Raw genomic sequence first — 22,496 nt, forward strand, 5'->3', positions numbered from 1 at the left:
CGTTTAGTGCCGTGTATTCCGCTGGGGCACGACGGGGACCTGCCGCCTAGTCGAAAAAGCCGACGATGTAGCCGATGAAGAAAAGCAGCGTGAGCAGCACGCCAGCACCGATTGCTGCGAGCCACAGGAACTGCATGCCTTTCCTGGGGCCGCCCTCGTCATGGCCTTGGGGACCGGCTGTTGACGATTCGCCGGGAGGAGTTTCTCCAGGGGGCACTCCCCCGCCCGGCTCCAAGCCGGTGATTTTATCCTCATACGGGTCGGGGTTGCTTCCGGACACATTCACTCCCTCGATCGCAGTGCTGGTGCTGTCTTCAGATTACTCTCATGGTCGTGTCCCGCGTTGATGTCCGGACCCTGTACAAGGAGGTCGTAGCCGTGATGTAGAGGTCATGTCCGTCAACTCCGCCAAAGCAGAGATTGGACACCTTTTCCGGAACATCCATCGCGGTGAGCAGGGTGCCATCGGGCGCATAGACACGCACTGACATTCCCGCGGACGTCCACACCCTGCCCTCGACGTCCACTCTGAACCCGTCCGAAGCCGCGTCGTCTTCGAGCTCAACAAAAGTTCCGCCCTCTCCGCACGCGCCATCGCTCACCGGATGGACGGCGATCCGGAACGGCACTCCACGGCTCCGACCCGCCGTGTCCGATACGTAGAGAAGCGATTCATCCGGGGAAAACGCAAGGCCGTTGGGATGCACCAAATCCGTGACCACCGGAGTGATTTCCTGGCTTTCGGGGTCGAAACGGAAGACGTAGCAGCCACCGTATTCCTGCTCGCCCTCATGTCCTTCCACCGTCCCGGGCAGGATCCCGTAAGGAGGATCGGTAAACCAGACCGTGCCGTCGCCGGCCACCACAACGTCGTTGGGCGAATTGAGCCGATGCCCGCCGAACGTTTCAACCATCGGCGTCACTACGCCGTCGTGGTCCCGCTCTACGCGCCTGCGTCCGTGGCTGCACTGCACCACGCTGCCGTCCGGGTGAAGCGTCCGGCCGTTGGTGTATTCGACGCCGGTGGCATACTCGCGCGTCGCGCCGGTGGCAGGAGAGTACTCAAGAATCCTGTTGTTGGGGATGTCGCTCCAGCGAACGGTCTGCGACTGTGGAATCCAAAGAGGGCCTTCGGCCCAGACGGTTCCTTCAAACAACTTTTCCAAGGTGCCGACGATCAGTTCTTCCATACGTTCGAGACTAGTCGTTGGCAGGTTCCGAGCTGGGCTTGTGAGCCCGTTGCTTGGTCCTGTGCGTTCCTTCGTCAGCGGGCATCACCAGGACCGCCACAACAGTAAGGACGGCGCTGACGAGCACGGCCAGGAAGACGGCAGTGGACGCGTGCACGGTGGTTTGCGGATCGGGACCGCCGCTGGGACCGTTGGCGTAGATGGCGTTGGCAATGGCACCGAAAACTGCAACGCCGATGGAGCTCCCGATTGAACGGGCAAAGAGGTTGGTTCCGGTGACCACGCCGCGCTCATTCCATTCGACACTGGTCTGCGCGGCAATGAGACTAGGCGTTGCCACCAGCCCCAGTCCGAGCCCGACGACGAAGCATGCCATTGCCACCAGAATAATATTGGGCGTCGGGGCAGTGAGGGCAAGGATGGCCGAGCCGATCACCGTAATCACGATGCCGATGATGGCCGTGTTTTTGAACCCGATCCGGAGGTAAAAACGGCCGGCCTGCGACGCGCTGATGGGCCAGCCGATGGTCAACGCCGCCAACGCGAGCCCGGCCAGAAGGGGTGAGGTCTTCAAGGACCCTTCCAGGAACGTCGGGACGTAGGTTGTGATGCCGAGCATGACCGCGCCTACACCGAAAGCTACCATCGCCGTCGTCGCCAGCAGCCTGCGGGAGACAACCCACGGTGGCAGGACCGGTTCCGCTGCCTTCCTTTCCACCAAAAGAAATACAACGAACAACAAGGCCCCTCCGCCAAAGACGATGAAGCTGACAGGCGAATCCCAAGGCCAGGCTTGACCACCTTGGAGGGCCCCGAGGATGAGCAGGCTCAAAGAAATCGTCAGCAGCCCGGCTCCCGCGTAGTCGATCCGGTGCTTGGTTCGCTCGACGTTCTCGTGGAAAGTTCGGAGGAGCATCCAGGCTGCGATCAGGCACAGCGGGATGTTGATCAGGAAGATCCACCGCCAGATTCCCAATGATGCGAAGACGCCTCCCAGAGTTGGTCCCACTACGGAAGAGACGGCCCACACGCTGGCCAGATATCCCTGGACTTTTGCCCGCTCTGCAAGGGTGTAAATGTCACCCGCAATCGTGATTGCCACAGGCTGGACTGCGCCCGCCCCCAGCCCCTGGAGCACTCGGAAGGCAATGAGCGCAGGCATGCTCCAAGCCAGCCCGCAGAGAATCGAGCCAAGCAGGAAAAGGCCAATCCCACCGAGGATGATTGGCTTGCGGCCCACGACGTCTGAGAGTTTGGCGTAGACGGGCACGGAGACGGCCTGTGCCAGCAGGTAGGCGGAAAAGAGCCACGGGAACGAGGCGAAGCCGCCGATGTCCTCCACGATGGAGGGCACTGCGGTAGCAACTATGGTGGCATCGATCGCTACCAGGCCCGTTGCGAGCATCAGCGCAATCAGTATGGGCCCGCGCCGGGAACGGAACCCGACCCCTTCGTCAGTGGCCGTAGTCATTTGCCCTTGCCCCCGCCTGATGTCCAGTTCTCCTGGTGGAGTCGCTCGAAGCCCTCCAAGAGGAGGTCCAGCGCGAACTCGAACTCGAATTGGTCGTCGCAGCCGTTCCCCACCACGGATTCGTCCTCATGCGCTGCCGCTGCAGCAATTTTGAAGAGATTTGGGAAGTTTTCGGCCATCTGTTGGGCCATGGTTGCCCGGACTTCCGCCGGCACCTGTGGTTGCTGGTTCCCAGCCTGCCCAGCAGAGTCATCGAAAACTTCTTGGGTAAAACCCCACATTCGGCTTCCCATGGCATGCATGACGTGATGCGTGAGATCCACTGAGAATCCGCCCGCCAGGAACATCCCGGCGAAGCCGTCCATATACCCGAGGACTGCGGGGGTCACGTTGGTGCGGGTCTCAATTACAGGGCGTGCCCAAGGATGCCGCAGGAGCACTTGCCTGGCCGAAAGGACCCGGAGCCGGACAGCGGACTTCCACGGAACGTCCGGAACAGGTGGGCCGATCTCGCCAACGATGGTGTCCACCATGCCGCCGAGGAGTTCTTCCTTGTTGGCAACATGCTTGTACAGCGCCATTGGAACAACGCTTAGTTCCTGGGCGAGACGACGCATACTGAGCGACTCAATACCTCCCTCGTCCGCGAGCGTGACTGCGGCGCTGAGGACGCGGTCACGGTTCAGGGGTGCGCGCCGAGCTGCCTCCGCTAGCTGGGTCATGCAAATTCCCTTCTGCACACAGCCAAGATCCGGGTATGCCTTGACAGGTATACAGCGTACACCTAGTGTTTGAATCGCGAAGGTGTACAGCGTACACCTTGTAGTTTTGGCACCCCTCCCTTTCGTCATCCACCCAGAACGCAGGCAGAGTCATGACATCTCAAAAGACCGCACCCATCCGGAGCCACGGCCGCAGCCGCACAAAATGGGCCGTGCCCGTGGCGCTGATCATCCTCAGCCTCATTCCGGTTTTTGCCGGCGCGGCGCGACTCACCGAACTGACGGGTGGCGCGAACGTCACTCCGCAGAACGCCCGGTTCTTCGCTTCACCCATCCCGGTAGTAACGCACATCGTCACAGTTACGGTGTACAGCCTTCTGGGAGCCTTTCAGTTCGTCCCCACACTTCGACGAGTTTCCGCACCTCGACGGGGCAGGAAAACGTGGCACCAAATGGCCGGACGTATCCTGGTGCCGGCGGGCCTGCTGGCAGGCGTGTCAGGTCTGTGGATGTCAATGTTCTACGCCCTACCAGAGGGTGACGGTGACGCCCTTCTGGTTCTTCGACTGATCTTTGGTACCGCCATGGTTGCGAGCATCATCGCGGGGCTGTTAGCCATCCGCCGGCGGGACTACGCCGCTCATGGCGCCTGGATGACGCGTGCCTACGCCATCGCGCTGGGCGCGGGAACGCAGGCTTTCGTGGTTCTGTCCTGGATGCTGGTGGCCGGCCCCACCGATGAGACAACGCGGGCAGTGCTCATGGGCGCATCCTGGGTCATTAATCTCGCGGTGGCCGAGTACGTCATCCGACGGCGACGGCGGGCCACCGTTCGGTTCCATGAGGAACCAAGGTGACCCGCCGTCGTCGTGGATGTAGCAGTACTTAGTCGTTGATCAGGTCGTGAACAACGATGGTCTGGTCGCGATCCGGGCCGACGCCGATTGCGGAGAAGCGCGTGCCGGAGAGCTTTTCGAGGGCCAGCACGTAGTTGCGCGCGTTCTCCGGGAGGTCTTCCAGGGTACGGGCGCCGGTGATGTCCTCGGTCCAGCCGTCGAAGTACTCAAAGATGGGCACCGCGTGGTGGAACTCGGTCTGCGTCATGGGCATTTCATCGTGGCGCACGCCGTCAACGTCGTAGGCAACGCACACGGGGATCTGCTCGATGCCCGTGAGGACGTCCAGCTTGGTGACGAAGTAGTCCGTGAAGCCGTTGACGCGGGAAGCATGGCGGGCCAGGACGGCGTCGTACCAACCGCAGCGGCGGGGACGGCCGGTGTTCACGCCGAACTCGCCGCCGGTCTTCTGCAGGTAAACACCCATCTCGTCGAACAGTTCCGTGGGGAACGGACCGGCGCCAACACGCGTGGTGTAGGCCTTGATGATGCCAATGGACCGCGAGATGCGGGTGGGACCAATGCCGGAGCCAACGGACGCGCCGCCTGCTGTGGGGTTGGACGAGGTGACGAACGGGTAGGTTCCGTGGTCGACGTCCAGGAACGTTGCCTGGCCACCTTCCATGAGCACAACCTTGCCCTCGTCCAGGGCATTGTTGAGGACAAGAGTGCTGTCGATGACCAGCGGGCGCAAGCGCTCGGCGAAGGACAGGAAGTACTCCACGATCTCGTCCACCAAAATGTCGCGCCGGTTGTAAACCTTGACCAGGAGTTCGTTCTTCTGGCGCAGCGAACCTTCCACCTTCTGGCGGAGGATCGATTCGTCGAAGACATCCTGGACGCGGATACCCAGACGGGCCACCTTGTCCATGTACGCAGGCCCAATGCCACGGCCTGTGGTGCCGATGGCCCGGCTGCCAAGGAAGCGCTCGGTCACCTTATCCAGGACCTGGTGGTACGGAGCAACCAGGTGGGCGTTGGCCGAGACCCGCAGGCGGGATGTGTCTGCACCGCGGGCTTCAAGACCGTCGATTTCCTGGAAGAGGGCCTCCAGGTTCACCACGCAGCCGTTGCCAATAATAGGTATTGCGTTGGGGCTTAGGATGCCCGCGGGAAGGAGCTTCAGCTCATACTTCTCACCGCCAACAACCACGGTGTGCCCGGCGTTGTTACCGCCGTTGGGCTTAACCACGTAGTCAACGCGGCCACCGAGCAGATCGGTTGCTTTGCCTTTGCCTTCGTCGCCCCACTGGGCTCCGACGATCACGATAGCGGGCATGGGATCCTCCCCCATTCTTTCGGGCCCGGACCCAGCCGGATGACCAGGACGGGACGCCGTACATGAGAATGCCCCGACTTAGCTGGTGCAGCCGGCCGCAAGGCACGGCATACGCAAGAGTTTCGGGGCTCTTACCAGCCAAGTTTAGCCGATGACAGCGGTTTCTCTGGTGTCAAGGAGGCGTTCCGCGACGTTTTGCCCAAGTTTTGGACTACCCGGGATGACGATTCAGAGATTGGTGCAGGATCCGCCGGCGCCGGCAATCAGGCCTGCATTGGCCCTTACCGACACAGGCGTGGACTTCCACCCGGCCGCGGCGATGTAGATATCCACTTGGAACTGCGTGTTGAACCCCAAAATGCCGCCAAGAAGCGTAGCCGGAATCTCTGTGGTGTAGCCGGTCGATGATGACCCGGTGGTATTCGCAGCTCCGGGATATCCCTGGAGTGTCGTGACCGGGGATCCGGCCGTGAGCAGGTGAACATCAATCAGGGCGTCCGTCAGGTTTGGGTACGTGGCCGGCGGTTTCCAAAAAACCCTGACGTTAGCGTCTGTGCCGAGAAACCCAGCGTTGTACTGGCAGGCGCCATTGAGGGTTGCGGGCGGAATCGTGATGGTCCCGAAGCTCCCCCTGCTGAACTCGCTCCGCTGCCAGGAAGCCTCAGTCACGGGTGACGGGCTTGAGACGGAGATCAGCAGGGCCAGTGCCAACGCCGTGGAACTCCACCAGCCGAGCCGTTTCCTCATGCCCGCGCACCCCGAAACCGCACAAATGCGAACCCTGCCGCAACCGCAAAGACCCCCAGAGCCGCGAAGCCAGCCAATCTGGCACCAGTACCAGCCAAGCCAACGGACGACGGCGGCCCGCCCGGGCGTCCTGTGGCAGCACCATCTCCAGCGGCGTCGCCCGAACCATGGACGCCCACCACAATCTGCGTGCGGCTCCCTTGTACCTCCTCAGGAACGTCCTCCGAGAGCGCCGCGCTCACAAGGACGTATGTCCCCCTGGACCAGGTGCTGCCGTCTTTCATGAGGTCGATCCGCAAGCCCTCGGCAAGATTTAGTCCCGTGGGCCCAAGCAAGTTCTCTTCGCCGTGCGCACACGAGGTGCCCTCCCATGGCAGTTCGCAGGATCGTAGTTGCACACTAAGGAAGTCCCGGAGTCCCTTGGATTCACTGTCCGGACCTGGAGTTTCGGCCGGCTGGATCCACACTTCCAGGGAACCGGCAGCCTCACCCCGCGCGTAGACGTCTACCGCCCAATCCGCCCTCCCACCCGGGTTGAGACGGTGCACCTCCCCGGCCGGACCGGCGTCGAGCTCCAACCATCCGGAGGGCCCTTCCTGCGCGTGGGCCGGAATGGCAGCCAACAAAAAGAGAGCGGGCAGCCCGGCCAAGGCCCCCAACCTAGACAGCAGCATGTTGCCCCCTTTTGCGGCGCTGTCCGCGCCCTGAGCCGCTCCGGGATCCGTCTCGGGGCCACAACACCCAGCTCACAAGCGCCGCGACGCAGACGGTAGTTGCACCCAACACCACCGGGTTGGCGACAGCGGCCAGGGGATACGCAAGCCCGGGGGCGGACCAGAGCACAATCCGGACCCGCTCCACGACGTAGGGCGCCGGATCGGCCTCGACGTTGGCGTCACCTTTCATGGTGATGGCCCGGGCAGCACCCTCCGCTGGTTCAACGGTTTGGACCCTGTGCGTAATGGGCAGCTTTCCGGGGCGGTCCACTGTGACAACGTCGCCAATTTTTACCTCGGCAGCCGGAATCCCGCGAACCACGGCCAGCGAACCTGCCGGGATGGTTGGCGACATGGATCCGGTTTTGAAGAGGATCAGGGTGATGTTGAATGCCACCGCGAGAACCACGGCGATGAGGCATACGGCACCGCCTGCGGCAGCCAGGTTCAGCAGCATCTCCCTTAAGCGGTGCTGAAACCGGCCAGCCCGGATCGGTGGTGTGCTCATGAGCTTGAGGTGGCAGTGAACTGCCAGGTCGCGGTTGCCGTCTGACCCTGCAACGCATTGTTTGCCCCCGCCGGAAGCGACACTTCGAAGCAAAATTGCGTGGCTGCTCCCGGCAGGGTCGTGGCCGCCGCCAGCGAATTCACGACGCCTGCGGCCTGGCCCACGGTCAACGGCTTGACGCCATCGCTACCAACCACAAAGTCCGGACTCCCCGTGAACGACGACGCCTGGCACGTAGCTGATCGGATCACCCGGTACCGCAGCGCAGCACCCAGATCTGCGGTCCCGGTTCCGGTGCTGGCCACCAAGGGAATGCCCAGCACCACCTCGCCCGCCACGGAATTTACTTTGGTCCTGATGGCGAACGGCGCATAGAACACGGTGCCCGGGCTCATGGCGGTGGCATTGAACACCAACGTGGCACCGGGCGAAACGTCGTTGGTGCTCCAAGTACCCAAGGCGTCATACGGCTTGGTCACATTGGATTCAGTTTGGAACACGCTGGCTCCGAACGAACCGCTTGCGAAATTGCTGTCCGTCCACGAGGCGAGGGTGACGGAGCCGCCGAGTCCCAGCGCCAATGCCCCTGCGAGGAGTGCCCGGACACGAAGGAAAGCTACACCGCGTCTTGTTTTTGCTCGTCGATGACCCATGGATTACTGCGACTGCGCGGCGAATTCCCACGTCGTGGACCCGGTTTGGGCTTGGTCGACTGCCCCGGCGGTCACCCTGAAGCAGAGGTTCACGGGCGCTCCGGGGTCAGTATCGGCTCCTTGAGTCAAGGGAAAGGTGACGCTTGCCGGCGTCGTCCCCACCGTTTGTCCGGCCGCCACCAGTGTTTCCGTAACAGCTTCGGCGCAACCAAAAGCATCAGACTGCGTGAGTTCGTACGTCAGGCCTGCCAGGGATCCTGTGGAACCTTCCGTGGAGATGGTCACCGTGGCGTCATAGCTTGACGCCGCATCCAACCTGACAGCAAACGGAGCGGATACGACATCGCCCGGCGACAAGTTTGTCGGGTTGGTGGTGAATGCCAACGTGGCAGGCGAGCCCACTGGATTCTCAGTGAACGTGGTTCCGTTGGTGCTGCCCTGGAGATTGAAAGATCCTGCCGTGAAGGTGCCTTGGGCAAACTCGGAGCTGTTCCACGCGGCCAAGGTGATGGCCGCACCCACTCCCAGGACCAGACCACCCGCCAGGATCGCACGGACTCTTGGAGCCTTGCCCGGCCCCTGACCTGATTCTGGCGACGCTTCTGTTGATGCAACCACGTTTACCCCCGAGGTAGATGATGCCGAAGACCGGTGCATGGAGTCAGGGGATTTCAGAACCGGTTCCCCCAAAACCAATAGCCCCAACCCATCATCTGAGCAAGTCAAAGTCAACGGCTCTGACCTGCACAAATGGGTTAATGTTCAGGTTCGACCCCGGCGAGACACCCGCCACGTTCCAGGGCAACACGCCGTGTCGCATTCGGGGGCGCGCCGAAGCGGCACCCGTTCACCCCCATAGTCCGGTAAGGTTAGTTAGCCCCCAACAGCACCCTTTGAGGTTTGGCTGCGGCATGCCCGCAGCACCTTGGAACGGTGCGCTGTAACACCTAGGAGACCTAACCCCTGATGCAAGAACTGGCGACTGAATCACCTGAAGAAATCCTCTGGAACCGCCGCTACGAACCGCACATCGCCGAGGTCAACGAGCTGTGCGACTCCATCAAGGAGCAGAAGCCGGGCAGCGAGGTCCTTTACATCGACCCCGCCCACAGCATGGATGACTGCCGCATCGTCAGCCTTTTCTCCAATCAGCGCACCAACACCGGCGAAGGTTTCATCACCCCGGGTGACGAGGAAGCCAACACCCGCATGCTCGGCATGCAGTGGCAGCTGGGCCTGCGTCCCGAGCTCATGATGCCGTGGAACGCGTACCCGTGGATCGAGCCGTCCGAGGAACCGGGCAAGCTGACTCCGGCCAACATCACCGAAGGCCTCAAGCCGCTCCTGCGTCTCTTGCAGCTCCTGCCGCGCACGTCCGCCCTGGTGGCACACGGCAACGAGGCACACCGCCTGGCCGATCAGCTCATGAAGGCCGCACCGGCCAGCATCGCCCGCCGCGGATTCAAGACCTTCAAGGTCCGTTCACTGGGTGGCCGTTCCTTCGCTGGCACCCCTGCCCGCCAGCAGGAATACTTGGACGCCATCCACGGCGCCTACGCCGAGGCAATGGCTCGGACGGGCATTCCCCGCAAGGCCTAGTTACCAACGCACGCATAACGACGGCGGCCCCCACCTTTTGGTGAGGGCCGCCGTCGTCGTTGGGGTGCTTGTGCCGGACTGGAGGCCTTAGCCGACCAGCATGCTGCGGAGATCCTTCAGGATCAGCTGGGCGCCTGTGGGGCCGAGGCCGAGGAACCAAACGTCGTCGCTGACTGGCTTTGCCTGTCCAGCCTTGACTGCGCCAAGTTTGGGCCAAACCGCGCCTTCAACCACGGAGGTTTCGCCTGTTGCCGCGGGATCGCCGTAACTGCTGTAGAAGATCCAGTCCGCGTCGCCTTGCTCGATGTTCTCGGCTGAAATCTCGGCAGCGAGTTCATCGATGTCCTGGTTCTCCGGGCGGGCCAGGCCTGCATCCTTCAGGATGACGCCGATCAGCGACTTGTTCGCGTACAGGCGGATCTTGCCCGGCAGGAAACGGACCAGGGAAATCTTGGGATCGCCCTTCACGTCTGCCTTGAGGGCATCCGCTTCGGTCTGGTAATCGTTGAGCGCCTTGACGGCCTTGTCCTCTTCGCCCAGGGATTTGCCCACCAGGAGGAAGTTTTCTTTCCACGGGAAGCCGGGGCGGATGCTGAAGACCGTGGGAGCGATGGCGGACAGCTGCTTGTACAGCTTGTCGGCGCGGAGCTGGCTGCCCAGGATGAGGTCCGGCTTGAGAGCTGCGATTGCTTCAAGGTTGAGGTCCTGGATGGTTCCCACGGAAACCACATCCTTGACCTTGTCAGCCAGGTAAGTGGGGACAGGGTTGGCGCCCTCTGTGGTGGCCATGCCCACCGGTGTGACGCCGAGGGTCACGACGTCGTCCAACTCGCCGGTATCGAGGACCACAACGCGGGTGGGCTTCTTCTCCAGGGTGGTCTCCCCGTTGGCGTGCTTGAGGGTCCGCGGGAAAACACCGGGGGCAGCGTCCGTGCCCAGCTTGGCCGTTTCCTGGTCGGCGGTGGTGAACTTGGAACCGCCCGTGGCAACATCGGCGTTGCCGGCAGCCGAACCTGACCCACCACTGGTGCCGCAGCCCGCAATGAGGCCGGCCACCAAGGCGACACCGGCCACCTTCATAGCGAGCTTACGCACGCGGGATGCCTTACGCGGCTGCACTTCAAAATCGTCATTTTTCACTGGGTAAGGCTAACCTAATTAAGACACACATTCGTGACGTTGTGACGACGGTCACGGAATGGCCGTCATATTACTGCCCCTCTTCGAAATGGTCCCCTGCTGTGTCCCCATCGACGGCGTTATGTCCCAAGTAGCCGCTCCCGCCCTTCCGGCTGCAAGCACAGTTGCCAGTTCCGGCGTCGTCAATAAATCCCGCTGGCGGATCCTCTTTCTGGCCTTCGCGGCAGTGGTCCTTCTTGGCGCGGCGATCCTGAGCCTCGGTGTGGGAGCGAAATTCATCCCTGCGACAACGGTCTTGGAAGCGTTCACCAACCCCCAGGACACCGCGGATCATGCGATCATCCTTCAGAATCGGCTGCCGCGTACATTGATGGGCATCGCCGTCGGCATTTCCCTTGGCGTGGCCGGCGCGCTCATTCAGGCGATCACACGGAATCCGTTGGCCGATCCTGGCATCCTGGGTGTCAACGCCGGAGCTTCGTTTGCCATTGTGATTGCCATCGGCGTCTTTGGTATCGGGTCCCTCAGCGGCTACATTTGGTTCGCGTTCGCCGGGGCAATCCTGACCACCGCAGCGGTCTACCTGATCGGCACCTCCGGTAGGAACGTGGTGAATCCCATCAGGCTGACCCTGGCCGGTGTTGCCCTGGGCGCGGTCCTCACCGGTATCGGCTCGGGTCTCACCCTCCTGAACCCCAAGGCCTTTGACCACTTGCGCTCGTGGAGCATCGGCTCGCTGGACACCCGGAGCATGGAGTCGGTCATGACCGTGGCGCCGTTCATGGTGGTGGGATTGATCATCGCCGTGTTCTGCGTTGGCGGGCTCAACGCCGTGGCACTGGGCGACGACCTCGCCACCTCCCTCGGCGCCAACGTCAACCGGACCCGGATCCTGGGCGTCGTGGCTATTACCCTCCTCAGCGGAGCAGCAACCGCGGGTGCCGGTGCGATTGGTTTTGTGGGGCTCATGATTCCGCACGTGGCCCGGTGGATCGTTGGCCCGGACCAGCGCTGGATATTGGCCACCACAGTGGTGCTCTCCCCTATCCTGCTCCTGGTGTCGGACGTGGTGGGCAGGATTGCCGCGCCCGGCGAGCTCCAAGTGGGTGTGGTCACGGCGTTCATCGGCGCACCGGTGCTTATCGCGTTGGCTCGGCGCCGGAAGGTGAGTGGGCTATGAGCCAATTAGACCCAAGGAGCCGCGTGGATTTTGGCCGGCCCACAGTCCTGGTCCGCAACCGTGGGCTGAGCCTCCTGTTCGACGTCCGCAGCATCTTGGTCTGTATTCCTTTGATCCTCGCAGCCCTTACGGTGGCGATCGTCAGCCTGGCAACCGGCGACTACGAGGTCACCGTGCAGCAAGTCCTGCAAGCCTTCACGGGCGACGCCCCGGGACTGGCCCAAACCATCGTCATGGAGTGGAGGCTCCCCCGCGTTTTTTCGGCGCTGGTGTTCGGCGCGGCCTTGGGAATGAGCGGCGGCATCTTCCAATCCATGACCCGCAACCCACTGGGCAGCCCGGACATCATCGGCTTCAACACAGGCGCCTACACGGGAGCCTTGATCGTGATGCTGACCGTTGGCGGTGGCTACCTTGGCATTGCTGCAGGAGCCCTGGTGGGCGGCATCCTCACAGCGTTGGCCGTCTATCTGCTTGCCTACCGGCGCGGCTCCCAAGGTTTCCGGCTCATCATCGTGGGCATCGGCATCAGTGCGATGCTTGCCGCCTTCAACCACTGGCTGATCCTGCAGGCCGAACTCGAGGCCGCCCTGGCTGCAGCCGTCTGGGGAGCGGGGTCCCTCAACGGCATCACCTGGGAGCAAGCGGCGCCTGCCGCCGTCGTGGTTGTATTGGTTGGCTTGGCCACGCTGGCGGTCGCACGCCGGATGCAACTCCTGGAAATGGGCGACGACGCCGCACGCGCCTTGGGCGTCAGGGCAGAACCTACCCGTTTGTTGCTGCTCATCCTGGGCGTCGCACTGACTGCGGCCGTCACCGCCGTGGCTGGTCCCATCGCGTTCGTAGCCCTCGCGGCACCCCAGCTTGCACGTCGTCTTACCCGAAGCGCCGGTATCACGCTGGTGCCCTCCGCGATGATGGGCGCCTTCCTCTTGGTGGCAAGCGACCTCGCGGCCCAACGCTTGTTCGCCCCGATCCAGCTACCCGTGGGCGTGGTGACGGTGTGTATTGGCGGTATCTATCTCGTATGGCTGCTGGCCAGGGAAGCAAGGAAATCATGAGCCTCACCACAGCTGCGCCGCAGCTCCACGCTGAAGCACTGACTATCGGTTATGAGCAACGCATCATTTCCGAAAACCTCAATGTGCGCATCCCCGAGGGCCAGTTCACAGTGATCGTCGGGCCGAACGCCTGCGGAAAATCCACGCTGCTGCGCGCCCTCGCCCGGCTGATCAAACCCCGCAGCGGTCAGGTTCTGCTCGATGGGAAATCCGTGACATCACTGCCCGCGAAGGAACTTGCCCGCCGGTTGGGGCTGCTGCCGCAATCCTCCATCGCGCCCGATGGCATCACCGTTGCCGACCTCGTAGCCCGCGGCCGCTACCCGCACCAGAAGCTGCTGCGGCAGTGGTCCGTCTCCGATGAGATTGCGGTCGTGGAAGCGATGGAGGCCACCGGCGTCGCATCCTTGTCCGGCCGACTGGTGGACGAACTCTCCGGCGGCCAGCGGCAGCGTGTGTGGGTGGCCATGGTCCTCGCCCAGCAGACGCCGCTCATGCTCCTGGACGAACCCACCACGTTCCTCGACATCGCCCACCAAATCGAGCTGTTGGAACTCTTCCGCGAGCTGAACCTGGACAAGGGCCACACCTTGGTTGCCGTGCTGCACGACCTCAACCATGCCAGCCGCTATGCGGACCACATCATCGCCATGAAGGACGGCGTGGTGGTGGCCGAAGGCGCTCCCGCGGACGTGATCACTGAATCCTTGGTGGAAGAAGTGTTCGGCATGGCTTGCCGGATCATCGAGGACCCCGTGACGCACACACCGCTGGTGGTTCCGTTAGGCAGGCCACGGCTAGCCAACTAGGTAACACATCAGGTCGTTTTGAGCTCTCATAACGACCTGATCTGTTACTTACTTGGGTTAACGACGACGGCGACCCTCGCCTTTCGGTGAGGGTCGCCGTCGTCGTTTGCTTGAGTCCCTAGCGGGCTTCGAGCGCTGCCTTGGCCTTCGGGTCCGAGTCGTTCAGGAACTTCTCGATCCGCTCCGGCTCTTCAGCCTCGCCGATTGCGGAAGCGGCGCGACCCAACGCGTAGAGCGCCCGCAGGAAGCCCTGGTTGGGCTCGTGCTCCCACGGGATGGGTCCGACACCGCGCCAGCCGTTGCGGCGCAGGGAATCCAGGCCGCGGTGGTAGCCAACACGGGCGTAGGCGTAGGACTCAATGGTCCGGCCCTCAGCCCATGCTTCCTCCGCGAGGATGGCCCACAGAAGAGACGACGTGGGGTTCTTCGCCACCAGGTCCAGCGCTTCGTTGCCGAGTGCCAGGTGCTGGTAGATCTCGGTTTCGGCGGGCAGGAGCGTGGGCTCCGGCCCCATCAGGTTCTTCCGGAATTCGTCGGACATTAGAAGGTCTTGCCAACCGATCCGAGCTGCTGGGCGGCTTCCACGATGCGCGCGGCCATGCCGGCTTCCGCGGAAGCGCCCCAGACGCGGGGGTCGTAGGTCTTCTTGTTGCCCATTTCGCCGTCGACCTTGAGGACGCCGTCGTAGTTGGAGAACATGTGGCCGGCAACCGGGCGGGTGAAGGCGTACTGGGTGTCAGTGTCGATGTTCATCTTGATGACACCGTAGGAAACAGCGTCAGCAATTTCCTGCTCGGTGGAGCCCGAACCGCCGTGGAACACGAGGTCGAACGGGTTTTCCTTGCCGATCTTCGCACCAACCTCGGACTGGATCTGCTTGAGCAGTTCCGGGCGGAGCTTCACGTTGCCCGGCTTGTATACGCCATGCACGTTGCCGAAGGTCAGCGCGGTAAGGTAGCGGCCGTTTTCGCCGGCTCCGAGGGCCTCAATGGTTGCGAGGGCGTCTTCGGTGGTGGTGTACAGCTTCTCGTTGATTTCGTTCTCAACGCCGTCCTCTTCGCCACCGACAGTGCCGATTTCAACTTCGAGGATGATCTTGGCAGCTGCGGCGCGTTCCAGCAGCTCGCGGCCGATGCGCAGGTTCTCGGAGAGGGCTTCGTGCGAACCGTCCCACATGTGCGAGTTGAAGATCGGGTCCTTGCCGGCCTTGACGGATTCCTCGGAAGCGGCCAGCAGCGGGAGGACGAAGTCCGCCAGCTTGTCCTGCGGGCAGTGGTCCGTGTGGAGGGCGATGTTGACGTTGTAGTTCTTGGCAACTTCGCGGGCGAACGCGGCGAAGCCGAGGGAACCGGCAACCATGTCCTTAACCGACGCGCCGGACCAGTATGCTGCGCCACCGGTGGAAACCTGGATGATGCCGTCGGATTCTGCCTCGGCGAAACCGCGGATCGCAGCGTTCAGAGTCTGCGACGACGTCACGTTGACCGCGGGGAAAGCGAATCCGCCAGCCTTTGCGCGGTCGATCATCTCGGAGTAAATCTCTGGGGTTGCAATGGGCATGGTGACTCCTATGCTGAATTCGTCTGTGGGTTGGTAACCCTGGAGTAGACCGCTTACGGCTAGCACCCATCCTAGCGATATCCGCCGGGACGCCGTGTTTCGGGTCACTGAGGGTTCTTAACACTTCCGCCGAGTTGGCACTTAAACCCCATGTTGCAGCCAAGCATTGGGTTCAAATGCCATCTCGGCGCGGCTTCCAGCCTCGGCTTTGGAGCGCGCGGCGGACTTTATGTACGACGGCGGGTCTCTCACCTTCGAGGTCGTGCTTGGAGATCCGGACCTCAAGCCAGCCATAGGCCAGGGAGCGTTCCTGGCGTTCGATGTCCCTGAGGTGTTGTTGGGCGCCGCCATGGTGTTGGCCGTCGTACTGAAGCGAGACTTTCCACTCGAGGTACGCGGCGTCCGGCCACAGGACTGGCAGGCCGAGGTGATTGCGGACCACGTGGTTCAGTTCAGGTTCAGGCAGGTTCGCGTCGATCAAAGCCAACCGCATGTGAGTTTCCGGAGCCGAGTCGGCGCCGACCCGGATAAGTTCCAAAGCTGCCCGGGCCGTGCGCACTCCCCGCCGGCCAGGGTGCTTCCCGACGACGGCCCTCAGCTCCTCGATGCTGCACAGGGCGTCCTTGGGCACCGGGAATTCAGGCCCGTGGGAACACGCTAGCGAGTCGCCCGCTGCAACGAGGTCTTCCAGCATCAGTACGGAAGCCAAGTCCAGCCAAGTCCGCGCAGGCGAGGTGAGCCGGACGCCGTCGTACTCTCCCACGTCATCCGAATGCCCGGCCACGTTGACCCGTCGGGGAAAACTGAACCCCCTCCGCCGTGCCAGGTGAATCCGCCAATCCCCGCTGACATAACCGGGCAACGGAACGTTCCATAGCCGGGCGGCACTGAGCATGACAAGCACGGACGCATCGTCCAGATCCGTGTAGGCGCGAAGGGCTGCCGCCCCCGAGGCACCGGACAGGACCGGCACCCTCACACCGCGGGAAACTGTCACCAGGTCCTTGGCAGCAGTGCGCTTACGGGGTACGCCGGCCTTGTCCGATGCACGCAAGGAAAACGAGCCCGTGGTCAGATGGTCCGGAAGGTTTGTCCTGCGCATTCCTCATTCTGGCCTGCCCCCGGGAGCGCCGTGAGGTTATCCACAGGTGCCGCTTTCTTCAGCCCCGCGAGTTGGCAGATAACCCCCATGCTGGGCTCGAACATGGGGGTTATCTGCCAGTTCGGCGGGAGGTGAGTTATCCGTACAGCCAGCAGTTGCTCGTCGGGCTCCTGTCCGCAAAGCGGCGCTCCAGGAAGAGGAAGGCCTGCGGGATCGCCGCCGCATACCCTCCAACGTGGGTAGCACCGGCGGTGGTGTCGAAATACACCGACGAACCCGCCGCGCACCAACGCCTGGCCAACTGGCGGCCCTGATCGTAAGGAATGACGTCGTCCAACACACTGTGGGAGAGCAGAACCGGAACCGTGGGTGCGCGCCCGTTGCCGATTTTCTGCTCCGCGATCACCGGCTTGACCTGCGGCAGGTCCAACAGGGAACTCAGTTTTTCCCCTGACACTGTGAGCTTGGTGGTGTCCAGGAAGCCACTGGAGGCAATGGACTGCACAGTGCATTCATGGTCCGTTGCGGCGATTTTCGCTTGGCCGGCACTACTGAGGTAAGGGCTAAGATCCAGTCCGCCGGCAGCACTCATGCCCGTCACGGCGTAGAGAAGAAAGCCGGTGTACAACCCGCCGTCGAGGTTGAGCCCCACTGCCGGAAGGTCCGCGGGGACGGCACCGGCATAGGCGCCCTTGAGGTTCAGTTCCGGTGCGTACTGCACTGCAAGCTCGACGGCGGCTGCCGAGGCGCCACCGCCCTGGGAGTATCCGGCAAGGGCCACCGGTCCCCCGGCCACGAGCTGGGGGTTCCCAAGTCGCTGGGCCGCACGGACGACGTCGAGCACTGCGTGTGCCTGCGATGCGCGAGCCATATATGTGTGGCTGCCCGCCGTGCCCAGCCCTTCATAATCGGTCACCGCAACGGAGTATCCCCGCGCGAGCAAGCCGGCGATGAACACGCCCTCGTACTCCTCGCCTGCAGCCATGGCCCGGGACGGCGCACACTGGTCGCCCTGTCCTTGGGTCCCTACGGCGTACCCCACCAGCGGACGCGCGCCCGCACCTATCCAGGGTGTGGACGGAACCAGGACGGTGCCGGTCATTGCGACGGGAACGCCGGCGCTGTTAACGGATCGGTACATGACGCGCTGCACTGCGGCCTGCGCCCTGATGGTCTTAAGTGGATCGACGTAGAAGACCGACGGCTCGGTCCGGATCACGTCGCCATTGGTGGGTGGAAGCGTGGCCGGGGCCGCGTAAAAGTCGGCGGGCTCCGGGGCCGCAGTGGCAGCCCCACCGCTGCCCGCCGCGAGAAGAAGAGCAACGATGAAAGCTGAAGACAGGCGAAGAGAAGGATGCTTCATTGAACCTCCAGTAGTAGCCGTGCTCCTCGTTGAGCACGGTTCACGCCAGATGTTACTGATGAGTAACAACTTGGCCTAGCGATTCAGTGAATATTTCTTGCCGCGAGGCGGCAGGGCGGGGCGGAAGGGCTAAGAGACGGGCTGCTGGAACACGTGCCGGCGGACCCAAGCGTGCATGGCGATGGCCGCCGCTGAGGCTGCGTTCATTGACCGGGTGGAGCCGAACTGTTCAATTGAAAGCGTGGCGACGGCGGCATCGTGCACCTCAGGCGTCAGGCCGGGGCCCTCCTGACCGAACACCAGCACGCAGTTCTTGGGAAGGTCATAGGTCTCCAAAGGCACGGAATCCGGGAAGATGTCGATGCCAATCACGGCAAGACCCTCATCCTCAGCCCACTGGACGAAATCTTCAACGGTGGGGTGGTGGCGGACGTGCTGGTAGCGGTCGGTGACCATCGCCCCGCGACGGTTCCACCGCCGTCGGCCGATGATGTGCACCTCTTTGGCGAGAAAGGCATTGGCCGTCCGCACTACGGTGCCAATGTTGAGGTCGTGCTGCCAGTTCTCAATCGCGATGTGGAAGTCGTGCCGCTTTGAATCAAGGTCGGTCACGATCGCCTCGTGCTTCCAGTAGCGATACTGGTCCACCACATTGCGGCGGTCACCATCCCTCAACAGGTCCGGGTCCCAGTGCTCGCCAACCGGCCACTCGCCCTCCCATGGCCCGACGCCGACCTCGGGTTTCGCCTCCGCCTCGCCTTCCGGTGTGGTTTCGGCAGGCGTGGGCAGGGCTGTATTGGGGGGAAGGTCAGTCACCCCTCAACTTTAGCCCTGCCCCGTTGCCCGCCTGAGCGCGCTGAGCCGAGCCGTTGTCAGCCCATCTTCCACTTGTTGATGCGGTACGAGTTACCCAATTGCTCGAAGAGCCCGGGGTGTGCGTCCCAGTACGTTTTGTGGCCACTGACGCCGAGCATCTGCGGGGTACCCCACGGTGTCACGGAGAACAGGTTCACTGCCTGGATTTCTTCGCCGCGGGCGTTGGTGCAGGTGAAGCCGACAACCACAGCCGCCCCTCTGCGGAACTCACGGATTTCCGGCATGGTGGTCTTGAAGTCCGACGTGCACTTGTGGCCGACAAGGTTCTGGGGCAATTCGGTAGCGGTCATCCCCTTGTAGCGGGTTTCGATGTCCTGGATGGCCTTCTTGATCTCCGCAGGATCCTTACCGAACTTGCCTTCCTCAGACTCTGCGAAGAAAGCGTATGCGAGCGCAATTCCGTCCCCGTCGGCCTCCACAGTTCCTTGGGCCTTCTTCTGGATTTCTACTCCGGTGGTGGGGTCCTTGGTGATACCGAACGACTCGTCGTGGGTCCACTCGGCCAGGTACTGGAAGGAGGATTCACCCGTGACCCACTTGCTGAACAGCGGATCGCCGTCAGCCGGTACATTGCTGGGTCCGGCCAACTCGTCCCATCCAGCGGGCAGGGGGATAGCGTCAGCGGGAAGCTCGGAGGATGCCGAGGCCTCACCGGAAGGTTCAGCAGACGGTTCGGCTGCGGCCTCGGACGCTTTTTCGGAGGACGTCACCGATGGCAGCGGAGTGTCAACGGCGGTGGGCTTGGTCATGGACGGAATCAGCCACGTGAACGTCACCACCAACGCAATAATCACGACGACGGCCACCCCACCCAGGATGAGGAACAGCGACTTCTTGTTGTGGTCGCCCGGGTTCTGGCCGGGTCCGCCGGGCTGTCCCGGGTAGCCGGGCTGTCCCGGGTGACCTGGCTGCCCCGGGTAACCAGACTGTCCCGGGTAACCTGGCTGCCCCGGGTAGCCGCCGCCTGGCGAAGGAAAGCCCGGCTGTGCCTGCTGCGCTTGGGGATAGCGATGGACGGTTTCGGCGTACTCGCCATCGGGATGCCCCGACTGGTTTCCTTGCTGCTGCGACTGGTTTCCTTGCTGCTGCGCAGGGAACGCCTGGGTCGGGCCGGGCTGTGATGGAAAAGCCTCAGTTTGGGCTTCCGGCTGATACATGGGCTGCGTCTGCCCGGGCTGGTACTGGCTGTACTGGTCCTTACCGGTGTCGTATCGCGGCTGCGGCACGCCCTCCGGGTTGAAGGGAGGCTGAGGCACTCCGTTGTTGTTGCTCATGACAGGCCCTTTCACATGCGGTGGTCACCGGGATGTCTCTGGGGACACCTGGTGGACGATCCGGAACGAGGGGACCTGCTAACAATGCGGCGGCACATAAAGATTCACCATGTCGATCCCCCGACCCACGGTGGTGGCGCGCCAGCGCCAACAAGCCCAGCGCCGCAACAAGCGTAGTCGAGCAAGACGTGCCCAACGCAAGTCACGTCGTCGAACTGGTGGGCTGCTGCCTTACTCGAACCGCGTGGCGGTCATGGCCGTACTGCCCCGAACGAGGCCGAAGGTTGCCACCACGGCAAAGCAGGCGAGCACGAGGCTCAAGCCTAGTGCGGCAAAGTATCCAGGGTCCGGCCACGCCACTTGATAGCTGTCGTCGATGGCGGTAACCATGAGCCAGGCCGCGAGGAACCCGAGCCCTATGGAGAGCACCAGGACGCTCAGTAGCGGGACAGCTGCTTCCCAGGTGATAATCCGGCGAAAGACGAAGGGAGGCATGCCCATGAGCCGCATCAACCCGAGAACTCTTTGCCGGTCCAGGATGGCCGAAGCCGTCCCGACCGCGAGTGATAGCCCGGCAATGGCGACAGCCACAAACATGCCGAGAAATGCCAGCACAGACAGTCCGTGGATGAGGCGCCGGGATGACTGGAGCTGAAAATCTGAAGTGGAGGCGGCTGGCGTGGCAGTGATGCCCGAACTGTCCAAGGCGGTCCGGGCGCGGTCCACGGCTTCGGGTGTGCCGTCGGTGTCGAGCACCATGACAACCGGCACGAGTGCTCCCACACTTCCGCTCGGAACGGGCGCCAAGTCCAGTGGCTGTGCTGTCCAGAAGTAGAGGAACTCACCCTTCACAGCAACAGTCTCCGACTCTGGAATGTCCTCGAAACCCAATGCCCTGGCGTCCCCGGCGTTGAAGAAGAGCTCGGATCCGGCACCCCTTTCGGACAGCCCATCGAGTCCATAGCCAACGACGGCGCTCCGGATCCCCGGCAATTCCTTCGCAGCAGTGGCGGCGTCCAGGGCAGTCGCAGCACTCTGGCCCGTCCCCAAAATGGCGTGCAGGCTGGTTGGCTGCAGGAGTCCAGGACGGGCCACTGGCGCATCCGTGGACTGGATGACGCTTGATGCTCCGGCGAAGACCGAGACCACGAATACCGCGATGACCAATCCCGAGACCGAGCGGAACGTCGCAACCGGGGTCCTTTGGATGCGGCTGGCGGCAATGACCGTGGCAGCGCTCCCGGCATGGCGCGCTCCAATGCAGCTCACCATCCGAGTCAACCAAGGGCCTATCGCCACAATGCCTGCGAGAACCATCAGGAAGCCACCCACCAGCAAGGGAGACTCAAGCCATGGCAGCCGAAATTCCAGGATGCGAATGAGGAACACTGCCGCGGCCATGCAGGCGAGACCTAACACCAGCGGCACAGTGCGCCATGCTGTCGGTCGCTTCTCATGCACCGCCCTGCTCACGCCCAGCGGTCCGACGTCGGCCTTGGCTGTACGGACTGTGGCCACCAGCGCGGAGGCTGCCACCACTACGGCCGCCACTGTGGCTGCTGCGAGCCATCCGGTCTCAAGGTCTTCGGCGAACATTCGCGTCCCGTTGACCGGTATCTGCGCGGTAACGGGGCTCAGCAACGCAGCTGCCACCACGCCTGTTATTGCGCCGATCAAGCTGGGGATGGCAATTTCGACGGCGGCAATATGCGAGACCGTGCGTGGCGACGCACCTATAAGCCGCAAGGTAGCAAAGCGTTCCCGCCGCTGCGCAGCACCCAATCCCGTGACAATACTGATCAATAGCAAAACCGGGAAGAACACCGCGATAGCGCCGATGATCAGCACTGTGGTGTAGCTGGCCGCGCTGCCTCCGTAGGGGTTGCTGGTGAAATCGGACACGAGGGAAGCGTTTCCGCCCCGGCGGAGTTCGGCTTCCTCTGCGCCGGTGATGACCACCAACGAGTCCGGGCCCGGCAGGGCAGAGTCATCAATTGTGCCGGCAAACTCGCCGAAACGGTTCCCCAGTTGGTCTCCGGGCGTCGACTCGATCAAGCGCTGCAGTTCCGGCGACGCAAAGTAGCTACCGGGCTCCGGAGGGGTGCCGACGCCTGGAATTTTCACGGCGGTTAAGGGAAGGGCAGCAAAGTCACGGCGTTCAATCAGCTGGTCGCGGAAGATTTCCGTGCCTCGGGTTTTCACGAGCGCTGTTTCCGGTGTCAACGGAATGGGTTTGGCAAGTCCAGAGCCATCCTGCGTGTCCGAAAAAGCGGGCATCCCCTGTTCCCGTAGCCATGCACCACGATCGTCACGCCCTTGCAGCCCGTTGGCACCACCCCACAGCAACAGC

At 62.9% G+C, this 22,496-nt stretch carries 23 protein-coding genes; 5 read left to right on the forward strand and 18 right to left on the reverse strand.

The features are described from left to right. Positions 1–46: 46 nt before the first annotated feature. Genes ACIQTW_RS10465 through ACIQTW_RS10480 form a run of 4 tightly spaced genes read right to left on the reverse strand, consistent with a single transcriptional unit; the run spans position 47 to position 3,383 of the window. A complete protein-coding gene (locus ACIQTW_RS10465) occupies positions 47–280 on the reverse strand; it encodes a DUF6480 family protein (RefSeq protein ID WP_402936741.1) in 234 nt (77 codons plus the stop codon). 34 nt (positions 281–314) lie between these two features. Next, positions 315–1,190: an SMP-30/gluconolactonase/LRE family protein gene (locus ACIQTW_RS10470; protein ID WP_402936742.1), complete on the reverse strand. Its 876-nt coding sequence runs from the start codon at positions 1,188–1,190 to the stop codon at positions 315–317. A 10-nt stretch (positions 1,191–1,200) separates the two neighbouring features. Then, the gene (locus ACIQTW_RS10475; protein ID WP_402936743.1) at positions 1,201–2,661 is read right to left on the reverse strand and encodes an MFS transporter; all 1,461 of its coding nucleotides are present in this window, start codon (positions 2,659–2,661) and stop codon (positions 1,201–1,203) included. Continuing rightward, positions 2,658–3,383 carry a TetR/AcrR family transcriptional regulator gene (locus ACIQTW_RS10480; RefSeq protein WP_402936744.1) on the reverse strand — a complete coding sequence of 242 codons (726 nt, stop codon included), beginning with the start codon at positions 3,381–3,383 and terminating at the stop codon, positions 2,658–2,660. The genes ACIQTW_RS10475 and ACIQTW_RS10480 overlap by 4 nt, the downstream gene beginning before the upstream one ends. Positions 3,384–3,535: 152 nt before the next feature. Between ACIQTW_RS10480 and ACIQTW_RS10485 the strand changes: the two genes are divergently transcribed. Then, positions 3,536–4,240 carry a DUF2306 domain-containing protein gene (locus ACIQTW_RS10485; RefSeq protein ID WP_402936745.1) on the forward strand — a complete coding sequence of 235 codons (705 nt, stop codon included), beginning with the start codon at positions 3,536–3,538 and terminating at the stop codon, positions 4,238–4,240. A gap of 28 nt (positions 4,241–4,268) precedes the next feature. Here the strand turns inward: ACIQTW_RS10485 and ACIQTW_RS10490 are convergent, their stop codons facing one another. From ACIQTW_RS10490 to ACIQTW_RS10515, 6 genes are all read right to left on the reverse strand, one after another. Beyond that, positions 4,269–5,558, reverse strand: coding sequence for an adenylosuccinate synthase (locus ACIQTW_RS10490; RefSeq protein WP_402936746.1), 1,290 nt, complete (start codon positions 5,556–5,558; stop codon positions 4,269–4,271). Between the two features lie 228 nt (positions 5,559–5,786). Next, positions 5,787–6,305: a hypothetical protein gene (locus ACIQTW_RS10495; protein ID WP_402936747.1), complete on the reverse strand. Its 519-nt coding sequence runs from the start codon at positions 6,303–6,305 to the stop codon at positions 5,787–5,789. Beyond that, a complete protein-coding gene (locus ACIQTW_RS10500; protein WP_402936748.1) occupies positions 6,302–6,979 on the reverse strand; it encodes a hypothetical protein in 678 nt (225 codons plus the stop codon). The genes ACIQTW_RS10495 and ACIQTW_RS10500 overlap by 4 nt, the downstream gene beginning before the upstream one ends. Further along, complete coding sequence (locus ACIQTW_RS10505; RefSeq protein ID WP_402936749.1) at positions 6,966–7,529, reverse strand: signal peptidase I; 564 nt, start codon at positions 7,527–7,529, stop codon at positions 6,966–6,968. The genes ACIQTW_RS10500 and ACIQTW_RS10505 overlap by 14 nt, the downstream gene beginning before the upstream one ends. Beyond that, positions 7,526–8,182, reverse strand: coding sequence for a SipW-dependent-type signal peptide-containing protein (locus tag ACIQTW_RS10510; RefSeq protein ID WP_402936750.1), 657 nt, complete (start codon positions 8,180–8,182; stop codon positions 7,526–7,528). Before ACIQTW_RS10510 ends, ACIQTW_RS10505 begins: the two co-directional genes overlap by 4 nt. Before the next feature lie 3 nt (positions 8,183–8,185). Further along, entirely contained in the window at positions 8,186–8,800 is a 615-nt protein-coding gene (locus ACIQTW_RS10515; protein ID WP_402936751.1) for a SipW-dependent-type signal peptide-containing protein, read from the reverse strand. A 348-nt stretch (positions 8,801–9,148) separates the two neighbouring features. Between ACIQTW_RS10515 and ACIQTW_RS10520 the strand changes: the two genes are divergently transcribed. Beyond that, positions 9,149–9,781, forward strand: a complete 633-nt coding sequence (locus ACIQTW_RS10520) for a uracil-DNA glycosylase (RefSeq protein WP_402936752.1) — start codon at positions 9,149–9,151, stop codon at positions 9,779–9,781. An 87-nt stretch (positions 9,782–9,868) separates the two neighbouring features. Here ACIQTW_RS10520 and ACIQTW_RS10525 read toward each other — a convergent pair whose 3' ends face one another. Next, positions 9,869–10,861 (reverse strand): ABC transporter substrate-binding protein, encoded by a 993-nt coding sequence (locus tag ACIQTW_RS10525; RefSeq protein WP_402936970.1) that lies wholly within the window; start codon positions 10,859–10,861, stop codon positions 9,869–9,871. A gap of 148 nt (positions 10,862–11,009) precedes the next feature. On the opposite strand from ACIQTW_RS10525, the gene ACIQTW_RS10530 reads away from it, so the two are divergent. The 3 genes from ACIQTW_RS10530 to ACIQTW_RS10540 are packed head-to-tail and all read left to right on the forward strand — an operon-like array spanning position 11,010 to position 13,971. Continuing rightward, on the forward strand, positions 11,010–12,101 hold the full coding sequence (locus tag ACIQTW_RS10530) for an iron chelate uptake ABC transporter family permease subunit (protein WP_402936971.1): 1,092 nt from the start codon (positions 11,010–11,012) through the stop codon (positions 12,099–12,101). Then, positions 12,098–13,162, forward strand: a complete 1,065-nt coding sequence (gene fepG / locus ACIQTW_RS10535) for an iron-enterobactin ABC transporter permease (protein WP_402936753.1) — start codon at positions 12,098–12,100, stop codon at positions 13,160–13,162. Before ACIQTW_RS10530 ends, fepG begins: the two co-directional genes overlap by 4 nt. Continuing rightward, positions 13,159–13,971, forward strand: a complete 813-nt coding sequence (locus ACIQTW_RS10540) for an ABC transporter ATP-binding protein (RefSeq protein WP_402936754.1) — start codon at positions 13,159–13,161, stop codon at positions 13,969–13,971. Before fepG ends, ACIQTW_RS10540 begins: the two co-directional genes overlap by 4 nt. 118 nt (positions 13,972–14,089) lie before the next feature. Here the strand turns inward: ACIQTW_RS10540 and ACIQTW_RS10545 are convergent, their stop codons facing one another. From ACIQTW_RS10545 to ACIQTW_RS10575, 7 genes are all read right to left on the reverse strand, one after another. Next, positions 14,090–14,512 (reverse strand): DUF3151 domain-containing protein, encoded by a 423-nt coding sequence (locus tag ACIQTW_RS10545; protein WP_011773312.1) that lies wholly within the window; start codon positions 14,510–14,512, stop codon positions 14,090–14,092. Continuing rightward, positions 14,512–15,531 (reverse strand): class II fructose-bisphosphate aldolase, encoded by a 1,020-nt coding sequence (fbaA, locus tag ACIQTW_RS10550; RefSeq protein ID WP_402936755.1) that lies wholly within the window; start codon positions 15,529–15,531, stop codon positions 14,512–14,514. Before fbaA ends, ACIQTW_RS10545 begins: the two co-directional genes overlap by 1 nt. A gap of 172 nt (positions 15,532–15,703) precedes the next feature. Continuing rightward, the gene (locus ACIQTW_RS10555) at positions 15,704–16,633 is read right to left on the reverse strand and encodes a hypothetical protein (protein ID WP_402936756.1); all 930 of its coding nucleotides are present in this window, start codon (positions 16,631–16,633) and stop codon (positions 15,704–15,706) included. 136 nt (positions 16,634–16,769) lie between these two features. Continuing rightward, positions 16,770–17,996 carry a lipase family protein gene (locus ACIQTW_RS10560; RefSeq protein WP_402936757.1) on the reverse strand — a complete coding sequence of 409 codons (1,227 nt, stop codon included), beginning with the start codon at positions 17,994–17,996 and terminating at the stop codon, positions 16,770–16,772. A 129-nt stretch (positions 17,997–18,125) separates the two neighbouring features. Further along, positions 18,126–18,812, reverse strand: a complete 687-nt coding sequence (locus ACIQTW_RS10565; RefSeq protein ID WP_402936758.1) for a TrmH family RNA methyltransferase — start codon at positions 18,810–18,812, stop codon at positions 18,126–18,128. A gap of 56 nt (positions 18,813–18,868) precedes the next feature. Beyond that, positions 18,869–20,146, reverse strand: a complete 1,278-nt coding sequence (locus ACIQTW_RS10570; RefSeq protein ID WP_402936759.1) for a hypothetical protein — start codon at positions 20,144–20,146, stop codon at positions 18,869–18,871. A 231-nt stretch (positions 20,147–20,377) separates the two neighbouring features. Then, positions 20,378–22,348: an FtsX-like permease family protein gene (locus ACIQTW_RS10575; RefSeq protein WP_402936760.1), complete on the reverse strand. Its 1,971-nt coding sequence runs from the start codon at positions 22,346–22,348 to the stop codon at positions 20,378–20,380. Positions 22,349–22,496: the final 148 nt, after the last annotated feature.

The organism is Paenarthrobacter sp. NPDC090517, from assembly GCF_044769165.1.
GTDB lineage: Bacteria > Actinomycetota > Actinomycetes > Actinomycetales > Micrococcaceae > Arthrobacter.